This is a genomic window from Nitrospirota bacterium (assembly GCA_016219645.1).
GTDB lineage: Bacteria > Nitrospirota > Nitrospiria > Nitrospirales > Nitrospiraceae > Palsa-1315.
In genome coordinates this window covers 29,981-46,663 of sequence record JACRLR010000010.1, presented here as the reverse complement: position 1 = coordinate 46,663, position 16,683 = coordinate 29,981, and the positions used below count along the sequence as shown (strand labels likewise).

The following is a 16,683-nucleotide window of genomic DNA, read 5'->3' as shown; positions in this document are numbered from 1 at the left end:
TGTTCATCCAGGATCGTTTGCTTTGCTTCCAGCATGAGGCGATCGATGGCGGCCACAGGCGCCTCTTAATCAAGTGATGGAGCCAGGAAAGTAGCAGACGCGCCGTCGATACAGCAATTGCGTGATTGCAATACTCATGTAATGAATTAAGACAGATGTGTAAGCTATTGTAAAACTATTACATTATGTTTCATTGTAAAATCGCCTGTCTTCGTGTTCATCTGAATAATCTGTAGAATCAGACCATATCAGGAGCGGCCTATCGCTTCGCTCAGTGCACAATTTACACATTGTTTACGGGAAATTCACATGACTGGAACCTGTTCCGGTTAGGCTAGCAGCAGGTCAAGCAGAGGAGGTGGGGCACTCTAGGTCAGTTCATGGAACATATTCTGTCGAACAACTGGTCCAAGCGATTTATTGCCACTCTCATGACCTATGACATCATGTGTGTCTGGGAGGCAGGCACGCGAATCATTCTGAGTTTCCTCACCTTGACGATTCTCCTAGGTCTGGCAGGCGGCGTCGTAAAGACGTTTCTCGACCTTCGCCTTCTTCTGTCCACAGGCGTGGAAGTTGCGCTTCGCCAAGTCTTGGTCGACACCCTGACCCTGCTGGCCGTCGTCGAAGTGTTGAAGACCACACTCACATACTGTTCAGACGGGCGCGTCCGGGTCACCTTTATCATCGATACTGTCCTTGTCGTCATGTTGACGGAAGTCATCTCACGATGGTTCACGAGCGGGGAGTGGCATCAATTCGCAATCCTGGGAGGCATCATACTCACGTTGGGTGTCATGCGTATCATCGCCATCCGATACAGCCCGGCACCGCCGCCGTCAACCCAACAGGCCGAGCAACAGGGGCTTTCAATCCCCTCATCTTAACCAGAGGTACCTATGCCTATGAGTTCTCTTCTGGAATCGGATCCAGATGTTCATCCTCAGCAGAGGGGGTCTTTTCATATCGATCTTCTCACCGCGACTATTCTCGATCATCTCAATGAGCAAGCCGTCATCAGCCTGGATACGCTCGTCTGTCTGATCCCGCAGTACACCTGGAATCAGGTCTTCCACTGCGTCGATCGACTGACCCGCTGTAACAAAGTCGTCCTCCGCCGCCACGGGTTTGAGTACATGCTCTTCTCTCCTCATTTTCTGGCATAGACGGTCTCTCTGGTTTCTTTAGTTCATTTGGTTTGTTTGGTTTATTTCGTTCGAAGCACCAAATAAACCAGATGAACCAAACAAACCAGATGAACCGGATCGGGGGCTTACTGCCGTGCGGGATTGTGTTCTAAAGATCCTGGCGGGACGGTGTGGCGGATGATCTTGCCTTCCACGAGATAGACGACCAGTTCGGCGATATTGGTGGCATGGTCGGCGATCCGTTCGAGATATTTAGCAATAAAGCTCAGCCGAATGGCGCGTGTAATCGTCCGGGTGTCTTCGATCATGAATGAAAGCAGCTCGCGGAATATCTGCTCCATCAGATCATCGACAAAATCGTCGTTTCCGAGTACCTTCCGGGCGATCGTGGAATCATCCTTGACAAACCCGTCGATGCTTTCCTTCACCATCGCGCGCGCCATTTTTCCCATCATCGGGATATCGATGTAGGGTTTGAGCTGCGGTTCTTCATTCAGTTCAATCGCCCGCTCGGAGATATTTTCCGCCAGGTCACTGATTCGCTCGAGTTCTGTGGAAATTTTCATCGCCGTTGTCACCAACCGCAGGTCTCGCGCGGCAGGCTGATGGAGCGCCAGCAACCGGATACATTCTTCATCGATTTCCACGTCCAACGTGTTGACCTGATGGTCCCGCTCAATCACTTCGCGGGCCAGGGCTGAGTCGCGTGTGACCAGTGCGGTAAGCGCCTTGTCGATCTGGTCTTCCGCGAGGCCGGCCATTCGCAGGAGCTTGCTCTTCAAATCAGCGAGTTCTTCATCAAAGTGGCGCTGAGACATAGTGGTTATCCAAATCTCCCGGTAATGTAGTCGTCGGTCTGTTTCTTAGAGGGGTTGGTAAAGAGCTGCTTGGTGAGCCCGAACTCCACCATTTCACCCAGGTACATGAACGCCGTCCAATCGGACACCCGCGCTGCCTGCTGCATATTGTGGGTGACTATAATGACCGTCAATTCTTGTTTCAAGGAAAAGAGTAATTCTTCAATTCTCGCTGTGGCCACGGGGTCCAGGGCCGAGCAGGGTTCGTCCATCAGCAAGACATCCGGTTTCACGGCAAGCGCTCGGGCGATGCAGAGTCGCTGTTGTTGCCCTCCCGAGAGACCGAACGCGCTCGTGTGGAGACGATCTTTCACCTCTTCCCACAGCCCCGCGCCTTTGAGCCCTTCTTCGACAATTTGATCCAACTGACCGCGATTTCGGATTCCATGAAGGCGCGGCCCGTAGGCGACATTTTCATAGATGGATTTCGGGAAGGGATTCGATTTCTGAAAGACCATGCCGACACGTTTTCTCAGGTCGGTGATATCCACATCAGGACCATTGATATCCACACCGTCAAGCAGCATGGCGCCTTCCACCCTGGCGCCCTCAATCAAGTCGTTCAGCCGGTTAAGGCAGCGGAGCAGGGTCGATTTCCCACAGCCGGATGGCCCGATAAACGACGTGACCTGATTCTTCATGATCTCGATATCGATGTTGAACAGAGCCTGGCTGGCCCCGTAAAAGAAGTTGACCTTCTGCAACGTGAGTTTCACAGCAGAAGCGCTTGAACGGTTGTCGGGTGATTCAATATGGGCGTCCTGCACAGGAGGCCTCTGCGGGCTGAGAGGTTGTGATGGGGCCGGTTCTTGTGCCACAGGTAAAGCAGGATACATACAGTTCCTCTATAACACGGAACCCGCATATTTCTTGCGGAGGTGGTTACGGAGGACTATTGCGGTAAAATTTAACAGAACGACGACAGTGATCAACACCAGGGTTGTGATGTAAACCATCGGCTTCGCTGCTTCTACATTGGGAGATTGAAAGCCCACGTCGTAAATATGAAATCCCAAATGCATAAACTTCCGGTCCAAGTGGAAGAACGGCCAGGAACCGTCCAGGGGCAGCGAGGGGGCGAGCTTCACGACCCCTGTCAGCATCAGCGGCGCAACCTCACCGGCTGCGCGGGCCATCGCCAAAATCAATCCGGTCAGAATGCCGGGCAGGGCAGAGGGTATCACGACTTTGAGCATGGTTTCCAACTTCGTTGCGCCAAGAGCCAACGATCCTTCACGAAACTCTCTGGGCACAGCGGCTAACCCCTCTTCTGTGGCGACGATGACCACCGGCACCGTCAATAAGGCCAACGTCAATGACGCCCAGAGAATGCCGCCGGTGCCGAAGGTGGGAGTCGGAAGCCGCTCAGGAAAGAAGAGCTGGTCGAGGGTTCCACCTATGGCATAGATGAAAAAGCCCAATCCGAATACACCGAATACAATCGACGGCACACCGGCAAGGTTGTTGACGGCGATTCGTACAAGACGAACCAGGGTGCCTTGTTTGGCATATTCCCGCAGATAGAGCGCAGCAAGCACGCCGAAGGGGGCCACGACGAAGCTCATGATGATGACCATCATCACGGTTCCGAAAATGGCGGGAAAAATGCCGCCTTCAGTATTGGATTCTCTAGGCTCGGTACTGAGGACAGACCACGCATTCGTGAGGTAGATCCAGCTTTTCTGGAAGAGGCCCATCTCGTTCGGCCGCAGGGCGCGAATGATCTGTCCAAGCGGGATCTGTTTCTCTTGTCCGTTCGCATCCACCATGACGACAGAGTATTCGTCGAATTGGGTGCGCAACGCCTCCAGCTCCATGGTTTTTGCCTGGTAACGAGATTCAGCTGCAGCGACTTCTGCTTTGAGGTTATTGATCGGCCTTTGTTCCCTTCCCATTTCGAAGGCTCGAATCTTCAACCGCCCCTGCTCGATCTCTGCGTTAATAGCCCCAATATCAATGGTTTCAATCCGTGAGATCTGTGTATGGAGATCGTTCGTGGTGCTGAGCAGCGGGGCTAACGCGACCCACGCCTCTTCATTTCCTTCTGTCTGAAGCGTTTCTCCTTTATAGATAGCCTTGATCCGGGCATACATGTTGCCCCATTCGCGCCGTTCTAATAAGACGGCATCTGCCGGATAGGCCTGTGAGACGATCTGCTCGTCATTGACCCATTTGAAATCGAGCCCGTATAAATCACGATTTCCGATCTTCACCCTGAGGCGGCCTTTCCCTTCCGGGTGGTTCGGTGTGACCGAGCGAGGGATGACTTCCCGCCCAGCCAGTTGGCCCATGACATGCTGGCCGCCCTTTAAGGTGAGATCGACGACGTTCGAAGTCCAGAAGTATCCCAGTCCGTTGATGATGATGAGCAGCAACAGCCCGAAGACCATGAGCAGGGAGACAGAGACGCCGGCGGCGCATCCCCAGATGAAGACACTGCCTGAGGCGAAAAATCTTTTGAAGAGGGTACGCATCAGTATTGACTATATTTTGTCCGCAACCGTTGCCTGACGAGTTCCGCAACCGTATTGATCAGAAACGTAAAGACAAATAAGAGCACAGCTGCAAGGAATAGGAGGCGATAGAGCGTGCCTCCATAAGGGGCTTCCGGAATTTCCACGGCAATATTGGCCGATAAGGTGCGGAAGCCGTTGAAGAGGCTCCAGTCCATGATGGGGGTGTTCCCCGTTGCCATGAGAACGATCATGGTTTCCCCGATGGCCCGGCCGAAGCCGATCATGATCGCAGAAAAAATTCCCGGACTTGCCGAGATCAGCACGAGCTTCACGAGGGTCTGCCAGCGGGTGGCCCCGAGCGCAAGAGACCCGGCGATCAAATGTCGTGGGACGTTCGACAGGGCTTCTTCAGAAATACTGAAGATAATAGGCACGATGGCGAAACCCATCGCAAACCCCACGACAAGAGCATTTCGCTGGTCGTATCGCAGCCCCCAATGGGTGGTGAACCAGGTTTTATAATCAGTTCCGAACAGAAACGACTCGATCGGCTGATTGAATCCTAGACAGATCCAAACTATGCCGATGATGACTGGAATCAGGATGAACGATTCCATCCCGGGACGCAGGCGGCGAATAATTGTCGCCGGGAGATATTGCCAAAGCGTCGCTGTGATGGCGACGCTTGCCGGCACAACCACTATCATGGCAATCAAGGCCGGAAATATCCGTTCGAGCAATGGCGCCAGCCACAAGCCGGCCAGGAAACCCAGGATGACGGTCGGGAGCGCCGCCATAATCTCGATGGTCGGTTTGATCTTGGCTCGAAGATCGGGGTGCATGAACATCGCGGTATAGATCGCGCCCAAGAGGGCCAGCGGCACCGCGACGAGCATGGCATAGAAAGTCCCTTTCAGCGTGCCATAGATCAGGGGAAGAAAGCCGAACTTCGCTTCGAAGTCGTCGGCGCCGCTGGAAGATTGCCACACATGTTCCGGTCTCTCGTACCCTTCATACCAGACCGGCGTGAAGAGAGTTGCGATTGTCGTTTCAGGATGGGGATTATGGATCGTGTAGGTGATCAATCCCCCCCGGTCTGTGAGGGCCACGGCTCCATCGGCTTTGGGAGAAAAAGTCAGGGTGCGAATCGCCCGATCATTCCCTGACAGCTTCAGCAGGGTCTGTGCGGAGGTGGAGTAGTGGACAAACAGGTTTCCCTGCGCATCGCCGGTGATAAATCCCTTGTCGCGAAGCGACGGAGAGATTCCGGTGACAGAAGCAGGATGGGTATCGAAGTGATGAATCGGGCGAATACGCGTGATGGCACTTTCTTGATCCTGACGCACCGGCATCCAGACTGAGACGCCTCCGGCGCTGTTGCCGATGACCAGGGAACGATCTCCAATCAAGTAGGACAGGGCTGTGACTGAAGCGCCGGACGGAGCGACGGATAGGGTCTCCGCTAAACTTGGCTGGCCGCCCTCCCGCACATCGTACGAATAAAGGTTCCCGCCGGCTGTCCCAACCACGAGTGTTTCGCCACGGCTGTCAAAGATTAAGGCCGTCACAGGCTCAGAGCCGTGGCTGGTCAATGCAACTGGAGCATGGTCGAATGGCGAGGCGCTGTACCACAGGCTTCCCCGATCCGTCAGGGCAGCCGTAAGGGTCCCTCGCTCCGTCGGCTGATAGGCCAACCGGATAATGTGCTCTGTGGCGGGCGTCAATTGAACCGGAGAGCCGAGGGTAATCGTAGGAACGATCCGGCGTGTTTCTCCAAATCCGGCTGTGAATTCGAGCATCACGGGAATGAGTCTGCCATCATCCGTGCCGAAGGCAAACCGATCACCGGTCCCGACTGCACGCGCAATGGAGGTAATGTGAATCTTGGCTAGCTCAGAGGGCAGGTCATAGGGGAGGGGCGTACCGGAACGTGCATCAAAGAAGCGAATCTGGCGGTCGGACCCTCCAATGAGTTGATAGATCAACTCCTGATGCTCATCCATTCCGACCAGACTGGATTGAGGCAGTGTTTCTACTGGAGGAGCCCCTGCAACCTGACCGGTCTGATCCCCTTGCGCAGCGAAAAACAAGGGAGTCACTTCTTTCACCAAAAATACAAAAATACCGATAATGCTCAGAATGACGCCGATCCCGCCCATGGTGATGACGGCTTGCGCCAGCCGGTCGAAGATGCGGCGCCACGTCAGACTGTGTGAAGGTTGTGCGATGCTGTGCGGGGGTGTATGCCCATACACCCCCGCAGTAGGAGAAGCGCCCGGGGCGGACTGGGATTCGCTAGTCAAGCCGCTTGATTTCCTTTTCGATCATCTCGGCCTTCAGCGGGAAAAACCCGTCTTTGATCACAACTTTTTGACCTTCTTTACTATAGATAAACTTGATGAATTCTTTGACGATCGGATCCAGCGGTTTATCAGGCACCTTGTTGATATAGAGATAGAGATGGCGCCAGAGCGGATAGGACCCCTCGTCTGCGTTTTGTTGGGACGCCTCTTTATAGGGCATGCCATCTTTCTCCGCCAGGGGAACGGCGCGCACGTTTGATGTGAGGTACCCGATGCCGCTGTACCCGATGCCGGCTTGGTCTTCGCTCACACTTTGGACCACGGAGGCTGACCCTGGCTGTTCCTTGACTTCATCCTTAAAATCTCCGTTCTTGAGGGCATGCTCCTTGAAAAACCCATAGGTGCCGGACGCCGAGTTCCGTCCATAGATACTGATGGGGCTGTCGCCCAAGCCGTCAGCCGAACCTGCCTGTTTCCACACCTGAATGTTCTCATTGTGACCCCAGCGGCGACTCTTGGAAAAAATTGCATCGACTTGTGCCATCGTGAGTCCCTTGACAGAGTTGTCCTTGTTGACATAGACAGCCAGAGCGTCAATGGCGACCGGGAAGGCCGTGGGTTTGTATCTGAATTTTCTTTCGAACGCATCGATCTCGGTGTTTTTCATCGCGCGGGACATCGGTCCAAGCTGCGCCGTACCTTCGATTAAGGCCGGAGGCGCCGTGCTCGAGCCCTTGCCTTCGATCTGAATCTTCACGTTGGGATATTGCTTGCGAAACCCTTCAGCCCAGAGCGTCATGAGATTGTTAAGCGTATCCGAGCCGATACTGTTGACATTGCCGGATACTCCGCTGACTTTGACGTAGGCTTTCAAGGCTGGGTCGAGCGTAATTGCCTCATCAGCGAATGCCGACGGGACCGGAAAAACGAGGGCGCAGAGAAGGACGAGGCAACACCAAAGACCCGGCCACACAGTTGATTGTTTCATTGACACTCCTTTCATTATCCAGAAGGATGATTACTGTGCGTTAACAGCACGTAACATTGATGTTACAGACGTGTTAACTCTCCACGAATTTCAGCTCTTTCATGGTTCCAAGTGCGAAAGAACGCCCAAGGATATGCCGAATCGATTAAGGCGGGATGACAGGGGTATTACAGGACGGTTAATTTTACCGGAAGATTCATTTACGAGAAGGCTTCGGCGCTGCAGATGGCTTGGGAGTTCCCGTTTTCTTCTCGTTGCGCAGCTCCTCGAATTCGGCTTGGAGCTTCTCCATGATGACTGATTGTTCTTTCAGTTGCGATCTCAGGTCGAGATTGGCCTTGTTGAGTTCCCGGATTTGCAGACGAAGGTCCTTCACGGACTCTGTCGTGTTTGTTGTCGGGCTGTCGCTTTTTAATGCCGGCTGTCCTCCTGCAGGCATTGTCACCGGGGTGGGAGAGGAGCCCTCTCCCGCTTGTGGCAGCCTCTGGCCTGCCAGAACTTCTCGTGGGTTGAGCGAGATATGGATCTTTTCAAACGCATTCCAGTACGGCTCCTTTTGTTCAGGGACCGTGGCGGCCTGGGCTGGTGCGACTACCCATAATTTCATGCCTTTGGTATCGCGCGGATCTCGCGCCTCCCCCCCTCCCGGGTCAGCCTGTAAAAAACCGTAGTGATCCGTGAGCACCACATGCAGGTAATCGTCTCGAAAAAATAAGCTCCCGGACGTCCGGTCGGTATCATAGGGCGCAGTTGGATTTTGGAGTGAAAAGAAGACCCGTTCTCGCGGGGTGACCTCATGGAACGCTGCGACAAGAGGCTGAGTCAACTCGACAAGTTCTGCCCAGGTGAACAGCGCCTTTGGCTGAGGGGCACTGAACAACCCGACGATAGCCCCACTCCACCCGGAGACTTCAAGCGCCCCGAGAAGCGAGCGAATCTCTTGCGGAGTGAGAGCGACCGGGTGCTTGTTCTTGACCGGGGGCGTGGCATGTTCATTTGTTGATAAGTCAGTCACGATACCGACTTGAATGCCCGACGCCTGATAGAGCAGACGCTCCTGGCTGGTTGCCCCGCAAGCTGTCAGCAACAGCAGGCACGGTATGCCGAACAGGAGTCCAACCTTGGAACATTCGCTCTGTACAAGACCAGCTTGCTTCGTAAGCCACGAGATGGCACAAGCAAGAGGTGTATGGGCAGGCCGTCGCATACTTGTTACCTTTGTGAGACCAGGGGCATAGTTGGTGAGTCGCGTTTCAATGTCGGAAGGGCAGGGCCTATTTACACGTGAATAGGATCGCCCAGCGCCTGTCCCGGGACACCTGTCCATCCCGGGATAGCTGCCCCATCCAGGCTCGATCAACCGCTTGGTCGACTCTCGGCACTTCCCCTTCACGAGATATACGGTAACCGGCCGGGCATTTTTCAGAAAGGAGGCGAAGCGCATCTCTTCGCTCCGGCGAGGTCAGCACATCCTGTTCCTCCACATAGGTGTAGAGCACTGTCCCTCCCGATGCTGTTTCATTGACCAGCTCAGCGGTCGGTGCACAGTTTGCGAGAGTCAGTAACAACAGAACCAGTATGACGAGTTGCTTCCCCGAAGCAACATCCTGGGGTTCAGAACAATGCAATCGCAATCTGTCTTTTCGCGGATAATGGTCTTCTCTCATACAAGGGAATGGTCAGAGGTGCGGTCCTTACTACATGTGACCGAAGATAATACATTATAATCACCTCTAATGTTGCCTGCCACCTCTCAGGCCTCCATTTTCCTCTTCAGTCTTGGCCGATTCACACCTCGTTATTGGTACCGGACCTGGAATTGCGCCAAAAAGACGTTTTGCGCGAAGGCATCAGTCTCGCTATTGTAGTTCGTATTACCCGGGCCTATCCCCTGGTGGTGACGAAACTCGTAATTGATCGAGATCTTACTTTGGATCTTGGGTGGGAGATTCTCGAAGTAGTAGTTGAACCCCACGATGGTGCGCGTATACAGATCGTTGCTCATCGAGGTGCTGGGGTCGAACTGTTCATACATCACCACCGGCTCAAAATTCTGGAGAGGCCCATCAGAAATAAAATACTTCCCGAGGACATACCATGTCCGCCGTTGAACACCGGGGGATCCGTTTCCGCCGCACTGCACCACGTTTAAACAGGCTCCTTGAGCCGGGGTGCCGACAGTCGTCTGGTTGGCTCCGTCATGGCCTTGCCACCACTCGCCCTGCACCATCAATCCAGGAAGGTAACGAGAGGTATAGCGGGCATCGATCCCGTACCGGTCAAACTCGCCCTTCCCACGCCCGTTGATTTCGGTGTTGGTATTATTGCTTTCTCCCGCCATCATCGTAAAACTGATAAACGAAATGTCCGTGACTAGAAACCGCACCCGCCCGTAGCCGACTTTGGGGCCGTTCGCTCCCGTGGCGTTCGCCTGGTAGTTATTGTTGTTCATGATCCCGACCACGTAGTCCAACTTGTGGAAGAGGGTGCCTCTGACATCGACGAAATAGTCGCGTTCTTGAATGAAGTCGATCGTACCGACGGTGCTATTCCCGGATCCGTTACGCTGGACGGTGCCGCTGCCGACCGAGTTGAGGTAAGGTGAACTGATGACATCACGGAGACCACCGGATTGTTCGGTGAAAATGCCGAAAGGCATACGGAACACACCCATCCGGATGACGTTGAGGTTGGGAGCGATGCTGGGCATCGGTCTGAAATCGATATAGGCTTCACGAAACATCGTGCTTGCAGCCGCAGACCCTGGTGCGGCTGTGCTACAGTTTGCGCCCGCCGAACAGCCCGGTGTACTGGTGCTCAGGTTATTACTCTGCATTTCCAACAGGGTGTGCCATTTCGGGATGTATTCATTGATTTTTCCGTACATGAGCACCTCGGACCGTCGGACTGAGAGGTTGTCTTGGCTTTTGCCTTCGGCGACATGGGCGTCCTGGTGCGTGTAGAGAAACTGCAGGGCGTTCAATCCGATGTTAAACTTGCCGCTTAGCGATGGAAGCCGTTCGATCTTGGCTTTCCACTCCTCGATCATGCCTAGCCGCGAATCGAGATTTGTGACGGGATCTGGTCCTAGCGTGGCGGAACTAGGCGCCTGTGCCCCTTGTACTCCCGGTCCTGCTTTCTCACGGTCGGCCTGGAGTTTGAGCCATTCTTCTTTGGTGATCTGTCCCTTCTCATAGAGAAGATCCTCAAGGGCTGCGTGAGCAAGTTCGGCCTGGGCAATCAACCCAAGGCTGATCACACAAGCGATAGTGACGAACCACAGTCGTGTCATTCGAATACCTCCATCATGACGTTCTTCCTCGTCCATTTACTTCTTCGTGACGCAATGGGTCTTTTCCGGAAGGGGTGAATAGCCTCCACCGGCATCTTCTTTAAATTCGGCGATTTCGGCTCCGCCTGTCTGCCATATATGGATACAGTCCGCGATGATGAAGGGCTCGGTTTTGGGTATTCCGTTCAACAGGACCGGCCGTCTGCTCGTAGTCGTTCCCACAACAATGAACCGGTTGCCTTTCATCAAATCCAGCGGTTCAAGCCCTCCCTCATAGAGAAATGCGAATTCATGGTCGCCGGTTCTCTTGACATCTTCCGTGGGGCCATACACGGGATTGTTGACGATCGGAAGTTGCTCCGCGACAATCACCATGCCCTTGCCGTTCTTGGTAGCTTGGACAATCCGGCCTCCCAGCATGACTTTGATCCCGGCATCGGATTTTCCCGACTCGTTCGTAGGACCAGCGTCACGCCACGCCTCAAACTGAAAGGTCGGAGAGACCTTCTCCATGACTTCCGGCGGAAACGGCGCGTTAGGAGCGCACCCGGATAGCACAGCGCACAGAAAACCCGTGAGGGTGATGGAATAAGTACGTTTCATTGGGCTAACTCCATATTATTGAAGACAATGATTGACTCAGTTCGAACCAGCCACGGATTAGATCCGCAGACCAGGACACAGTGGGAATATAGGTCTGGAATGTTATGGGCCTGATACCGGAGTGTTAACGGTGCGTTAAATTATTAACAGTCTGTAAACTGATTACAGTGGGGTCTGCTTGCAGAGGGCGTAGGCCCGGAGGGACGTCACTAGGGCAACCAAATGAACCAAATAAACCGATTTACAACCTTCTTCAGAGCACCCTGTAGTACAACACCGAGCTTGTTCCCTTGTTGGGATCGCGTTCGAGCACCACTGTGGCATTCCTGGTTACTTCGTTGACACGCACGGTCATGCGGGCCAGGAACACTCTGCTCTTGATGTCGTAGAGCGGCCGGATTTGTTTCCCGATCTCTTCAAAGCTACTCACACGATCCAATTCGACCTTATCCTGCTTGAAAGGGCGGGCCTGAACGATGGCTGCAGCCATGCTCGGTGTAATGCCACTGTTGAGGGCTTGAATCACGAAGGGGTCGGCGGTGTTGATATTGATCGGGGTCTCGCCTCCTTGTATCGGATAGACCGTCACGACCTTCGACAGTTTATCGAGGATCGCCGGAGTCATTCCCTTGATCAGGCGTAATTCTAAGAGCGATTCTAATGGGGCATTCGCCGCCCTGTAGGGAGGGCGGAGCGCCTGGTAGTGAAGACTCTCTGCGCCGGAAGGTTCCTGTGCGTCATCCTTATCCACCCAATCGACTATGGCGTCGACCAGATCCGGATTAATTTGCAGGAGCTCGAACAGCCGCTTGAACCGGAGCACTTTTTTCGCCTTAGCATCGGCTGTGTCATTGACTGCCAGGTCGTTCAGGTTCAGTTTGCCTTGTTCATCTTCGATCTTCGCGTTCAGCAGGCCGTCGCCGATGGTGTAATTTGCGATGGGAAGGGCCCAGATGTCGGTCGGGGCGTCGAAGAACTGGTTCGCCTGCTTGTCCTTCAGCAGATCTTGTTGTAACACGCCACGGGCTGCCTGCACCGACGCACGGGCGAGGACCGTGGCTTTGAAATTGTCGCGGAAGGCAGCGGCGTCCCGGTATTCCCGCCTCGCCTCTGCATCAAACTCGAGAATCAGCGCGACCAGAATGGTCAGCACCAGGAGGGTGAGCAGAAGGGCAATACCCCGTTCATCAGACCTTGGCATAGGTCACGATTCTCAGCGTAGCGTCGAGATTGACCGGATTATCGTATTTCGGTTTCATCTGCAGATGATGCACCTGAACGTCGTAAGGGGCCCTTTCAATAGCCACCAGCAGCGCCAGAAGTTGGGGCAGCGACACTCCATCAAGTCGAAGATCGACCGAAGTCTCCTGATAGCCCTGGACGACGACAGGGGCCTGTGGCTGCATGCCGACGATGCGATCGCGGATCTGGGCCGTCGTGGTCGCTTCCTCCATGAAGGCCAGCAGCGAAAACTGGGCCGGGGGGACCGGCATGCGCTCTTCGAGTTTGGCGATACGGGATTGCTTGACCACGTATTCCTGTGCGATGAGCGCCAGTTCCTGGCTGTCTTTCGCTTTTCGTCGCGCCTGTCGATCGAGTTTGTCGATCGTTTCCATGAGGGGGTCAATGATCAGCAGGAAGATCAGCGCTGCTGCGACGATGGCGCCGCCCGCAGCCACGATGATGCGTTCGCGTTGTGAGAACTGCTGCCATCGTTCTTTCAGCATCTGTATCATGGCCGTTGCACCGTATAGGTGAGCCGGAACACGACCTGGTTCGGCTGGGCTCCGACGCGGGTATCACTGATGGACACGTCCTGGAAGGTGTCATCTGCCTCGAAGGCCTGCTTGATCTTTTCGACCGCATCGAAGGTCGTCGTTTCCCCCTCCAGATGGATACTCGTCCCGTCGATGGTCAGCTCTCGTATTTTTAACGGGACGCCCCGCGGCACCTGCTTCGACAATTCCGCAAGGCCGGCAAGAACGTTGTATCTCGTGCCGTCGACGACTGAGAGTCCCTTCTCCACCTGTGATACTCGATATCTGGCTTGATCCACCTCTTCCCCCGGCGAGGCGCCCGGACCGAATGTCTGCTCATATTGCGCCTGAATCTCTCGCTTGAGATTCTTGACCGTCGAATCTTTCAGGATGACGCGAAGGGAAAGATCCGTCAACGCCAGAAGAGCCAGCACGATCCCTCCCCACAGAGCCAATCGGCGGTCCTGCTTGGTGATCGTTCCCGCCCCCGGTTCGATGTCGACACCGGTTTTGAAGTCCAGGGCGAGACTTGATCCCGCCCGCCTCGGCTTCCAGCGGGGCCGGACGATATTCGGATGGATGGCCAATCCGAACGCGATGGAAAATGCCTTGGGACAGTTCGACCCGAAACCTTGGCGCGGTCCGACCGGGAGTAGACCGAGTTGTTGCGCCATATACCCGCTCAGCTCCCGCAGTTTAGAGCCGCCGCCCGATACCCAACAGTGAGTCAACCGTTGATGGATGGTTCCTTCATAGGCATGGAGGGAGACGCGTAACTCTTTGATGACCGGATCGAGCCAGGTATCGACCTCCTGTACGGCAATGGTGCGCTTCCGCCGTTCCGCTTCAGCGAAGTTGCAGGCATAGCGGACGGCGAGCGCATGGGTCAGATGATTGCCGCCCCACAGCACGGTCCGCAACAGCACGGGACGACCTTCTTGCACCAGGCAGAGGGTGGTCTTCGAGGCGCCGACATCGATGATGGCCATATCGCCGGGAACCTGGGCCCCTTCCTCTTTCAGAAATTGGCTGACAGAAAACAGAGCCATGCCGTCAATGGTGATCGCAGAGGGGCTCAGATCAGCGGAAGCCATGAACCGCAGATGCTCCGCAAGTTTTTCTTTAGGCGCAGCCGTGACAAGGACTTCAGCGCCCTTGGTTTTGTCTGCGCCTTCTGGCGCTTCACGTGCCGGCAGCAACAGACTGCCGACCGTGACGTCCTCCAAAGGCATGGGAATCAGATTTTCCATTTCAAATGGGACAACCTGGGCCAACTTGGTGGCATCGCGAAAGGGGAAAGAGAGGGTCCTGACAAACACATCCTGGCAGGGGAGTGCGGTGACAATATCCCCACTACTATATAAACCATGCTGCCAGAGGAAAGTTCGGAGCATGGCTGCTCGATGCGCCGGATCCGTCTGTTCCCGACGCCCATAGGGAACGGACTGGTGGAAGTATTCCACCGATTCACGCCCTGTCAGACGCCGGCGAAACCGGACAGCCTTCATGGCCGTTTGTCCGATATCGAGCCCGACACATTCAGCAGTTATCGACATCCGACTCCTCGTTTATCTGGTTTGTTTGGTTTATTTGGTTTGTTTAGTTGATAAGACTTTTTTGTTCATGGACCGGTCTTCTTCAACCAAACCAACCAGACAAACCAAATAAACCAAACAAACCATCTTAGAGCGCCACTCTCGCACTCATAATCGGTCCCACCAGCTTGAACGTCACAGGATTTCCTGGCTGGAACGGGGGCAATGAGAGGCTCGCTGCCTTTTGGGCAAACCCGGCGCCGGGAACCACGGTAACCGTCAGATCCAGGAGGCTCTGTTGCAGCGGTTGCCGCAGCATCAGACGTCCCTGAGCCGTAAACGATCCATCGACTCCGTCCCCCTTCAATTCCGTCACATCACAGGCTGCATCGCGGCAGGCCACGGTAGCCTGGATACGGCCAAACGTAAGAGCGGGAATCGAGGTGGCGCCGGCAGGGATCCGTTCGACTTCGAGATCCTTGATTTCAAGCTTCACGGTTCCTTCCCCCTTGAGGGCAGCGTTGCCGCCTTGGGCGCTGTCCCAGCGATGCGAAAAATCTCCCTGAACCAGGCCCCTGGTCACATAGGGCTTCAGGACCGTCGCAAGATCAATCTGCTGGAGGTGGCCATTGACCGCAACAGAACCCTGTAACGACCACGAATCCGATATCAGAGACCCGGTGGCTCTTCCAGATCCTGATTGTCCCGCACCGGGAAGCTGGACGGCGTAGTCTAACACCAGTCGTCCCAAGAATGCCTGTACCACTCCCACCGTTGTCCGGAAGGCTTCAAGTGAAATCGCCCCGACCGTCGTCGGTCCCGTAAGGACGACATCATGCCATTCAATGGCGACAGGAAAACCCATCGACCAATCGGAGGCTCGAATCTCCCACCCACTGGACCGGTTGAGTTCAGCCAGCAGGCGGCTCTGCAGCGGGCCATAGGGAAAGGTCAGGAATAGAAATACGATAAAACAGGCCAGCGATACCATCCCCCAGGCGAGGGGACCCTTCACTTTCAGGGTTTCAGGCAGGGCAAGCGGCCAGCTTATCATGGCGCCCCCACCGTCACCCACTGGCGTATGGTCTGAAGCTCCTCGTTCTCTTGTTGCAGCATCAGCTCAAGCAACAGCGCTTTAGGGACGCCGCGCACAGCGCCATTCCACTCATCCACCCACAGATTGGCCTTGCCGTCGTAATAGCGCACATTGAATCCTTTGACCTTGCGGGCCAACTCCACCCGCTCGATAGATTCATCCGTGAGACCGTAGAGATTCTTGCGCACGAATCGAAGCAGGAGGTCGCCTTCTCTGGTGTAGACGATACGAACCAGTTCGCTGTCCTTCGCCGAGTCAGACCCTCGAAACTGGCCCACCGTGAGAAACGCGACAGAGTCGGCAGGCTGACCGTCGAACAGGCCGTTGACTCCCATCCAACGGCCTGCAGGGGATTCCTTGGCGACCGACAATTCATCGATCATGACACGCATGGTGCTGCGGACAATCTGTTCATTGGCGGAATTCGCTCGCGCCACATCGATGGCGCTCGTGGTGACATAGAGCGACCCGAAAACCAAGGTCGCCATCAAGGCGACCAGAGAGACCGCCAGGAGAACCTCGATCAGGGTGAACCCGCCCTGAGAGTGCAGGCTGAGGTTAAGGTCAAGGTTGAGCAAAGATCTGACTTTCTTCATTTCAACCTGAGCCTCAACCTCAACCTTCCCATTTCCCTTCCCAAATCGCCTC

The 16,683-nt window shown here is 54.9% G+C and carries 16 protein-coding genes; 2 read left to right on the top strand and 14 right to left on the bottom strand.

What is annotated here, in order from left to right; genetic code table 11:
- Positions 1-380: 380 nt before the first annotated feature.
- Together HZB34_02440 and HZB34_02435 are read left to right on the top strand one after the other, a co-directional pair.
- On the top strand, positions 381-887 hold the full coding sequence (locus tag HZB34_02440; protein ID MBI5314812.1) for a phosphate-starvation-inducible PsiE family protein: 507 nt from the start codon (positions 381-383) through the stop codon (positions 885-887).
- An 18-nt stretch (positions 888-905) separates the two neighbouring features.
- The gene (locus HZB34_02435) at positions 906-1,166 is read left to right on the top strand and encodes a hypothetical protein (GenBank protein ID MBI5314811.1); all 261 of its coding nucleotides are present in this window, start codon (positions 906-908) and stop codon (positions 1,164-1,166) included.
- A 107-nt stretch (positions 1,167-1,273) separates the two neighbouring features.
- Here HZB34_02435 and phoU read toward each other — a convergent pair whose 3' ends face one another.
- The 14 genes from phoU to HZB34_02365 all read right to left on the bottom strand — a co-directional run bounded on the left by phoU (position 1,274) and on the right by HZB34_02365 (position 16,631).
- Positions 1,274-1,966, bottom strand: a complete 693-nt coding sequence (gene phoU / locus HZB34_02430; protein ID MBI5314810.1) for a phosphate signaling complex protein PhoU — start codon at positions 1,964-1,966, stop codon at positions 1,274-1,276.
- 5 nt (positions 1,967-1,971) lie between these two features.
- Entirely contained in the window at positions 1,972-2,841 is an 870-nt protein-coding gene (locus HZB34_02425) for a phosphate ABC transporter ATP-binding protein (GenBank protein ID MBI5314809.1), read from the bottom strand.
- A gap of 9 nt (positions 2,842-2,850) precedes the next feature.
- Positions 2,851-4,479: a phosphate ABC transporter permease PstA gene (gene pstA, locus HZB34_02420; protein ID MBI5314808.1), complete on the bottom strand. Its 1,629-nt coding sequence runs from the start codon at positions 4,477-4,479 to the stop codon at positions 2,851-2,853.
- On the bottom strand, positions 4,479-6,764 hold the full coding sequence (locus HZB34_02415) for an ABC transporter permease subunit (GenBank protein MBI5314807.1): 2,286 nt from the start codon (positions 6,762-6,764) through the stop codon (positions 4,479-4,481). Before HZB34_02415 ends, pstA begins: the two co-directional genes overlap by 1 nt.
- Positions 6,757-7,752, bottom strand: coding sequence for a phosphate ABC transporter substrate-binding protein (locus tag HZB34_02410; GenBank protein ID MBI5314806.1), 996 nt, complete (start codon positions 7,750-7,752; stop codon positions 6,757-6,759). Before HZB34_02410 ends, HZB34_02415 begins: the two co-directional genes overlap by 8 nt.
- Positions 7,753-7,948: 196 nt before the next feature.
- Positions 7,949-8,959 (bottom strand): hypothetical protein, encoded by a 1,011-nt coding sequence (locus HZB34_02405; GenBank protein ID MBI5314805.1) that lies wholly within the window; start codon positions 8,957-8,959, stop codon positions 7,949-7,951.
- 67 nt (positions 8,960-9,026) lie between these two features.
- On the bottom strand, positions 9,027-9,419 hold the full coding sequence (locus tag HZB34_02400) for a hypothetical protein (protein ID MBI5314804.1): 393 nt from the start codon (positions 9,417-9,419) through the stop codon (positions 9,027-9,029).
- A gap of 131 nt (positions 9,420-9,550) precedes the next feature.
- Positions 9,551-11,044, bottom strand: a complete 1,494-nt coding sequence (locus HZB34_02395; GenBank protein ID MBI5314803.1) for a hypothetical protein — start codon at positions 11,042-11,044, stop codon at positions 9,551-9,553.
- A 36-nt stretch (positions 11,045-11,080) separates the two neighbouring features.
- Positions 11,081-11,647, bottom strand: coding sequence for a Slp family lipoprotein (locus HZB34_02390; protein MBI5314802.1), 567 nt, complete (start codon positions 11,645-11,647; stop codon positions 11,081-11,083).
- A gap of 253 nt (positions 11,648-11,900) precedes the next feature.
- Positions 11,901-12,848, bottom strand: a complete 948-nt coding sequence (gspK, locus tag HZB34_02385; protein ID MBI5314801.1) for a type II secretion system minor pseudopilin GspK — start codon at positions 12,846-12,848, stop codon at positions 11,901-11,903.
- Entirely contained in the window at positions 12,835-13,383 is a 549-nt protein-coding gene (locus HZB34_02380) for a type II secretion system protein M (protein MBI5314800.1), read from the bottom strand. Before HZB34_02380 ends, gspK begins: the two co-directional genes overlap by 14 nt.
- Positions 13,380-14,960, bottom strand: a complete 1,581-nt coding sequence (pilM, locus tag HZB34_02375; protein ID MBI5314799.1) for a pilus assembly protein PilM — start codon at positions 14,958-14,960, stop codon at positions 13,380-13,382. The genes HZB34_02380 and pilM overlap by 4 nt, the downstream gene beginning before the upstream one ends.
- Positions 14,961-15,087: 127 nt before the next feature.
- On the bottom strand, positions 15,088-15,993 hold the full coding sequence (gspN, locus tag HZB34_02370; protein MBI5314798.1) for a type II secretion system protein GspN: 906 nt from the start codon (positions 15,991-15,993) through the stop codon (positions 15,088-15,090).
- The gene (locus HZB34_02365; protein MBI5314797.1) at positions 15,990-16,631 is read right to left on the bottom strand and encodes a prepilin-type N-terminal cleavage/methylation domain-containing protein; all 642 of its coding nucleotides are present in this window, start codon (positions 16,629-16,631) and stop codon (positions 15,990-15,992) included. The genes gspN and HZB34_02365 overlap by 4 nt, the downstream gene beginning before the upstream one ends.
- Between the last annotated feature and the right edge of the window lie 52 nt (positions 16,632-16,683).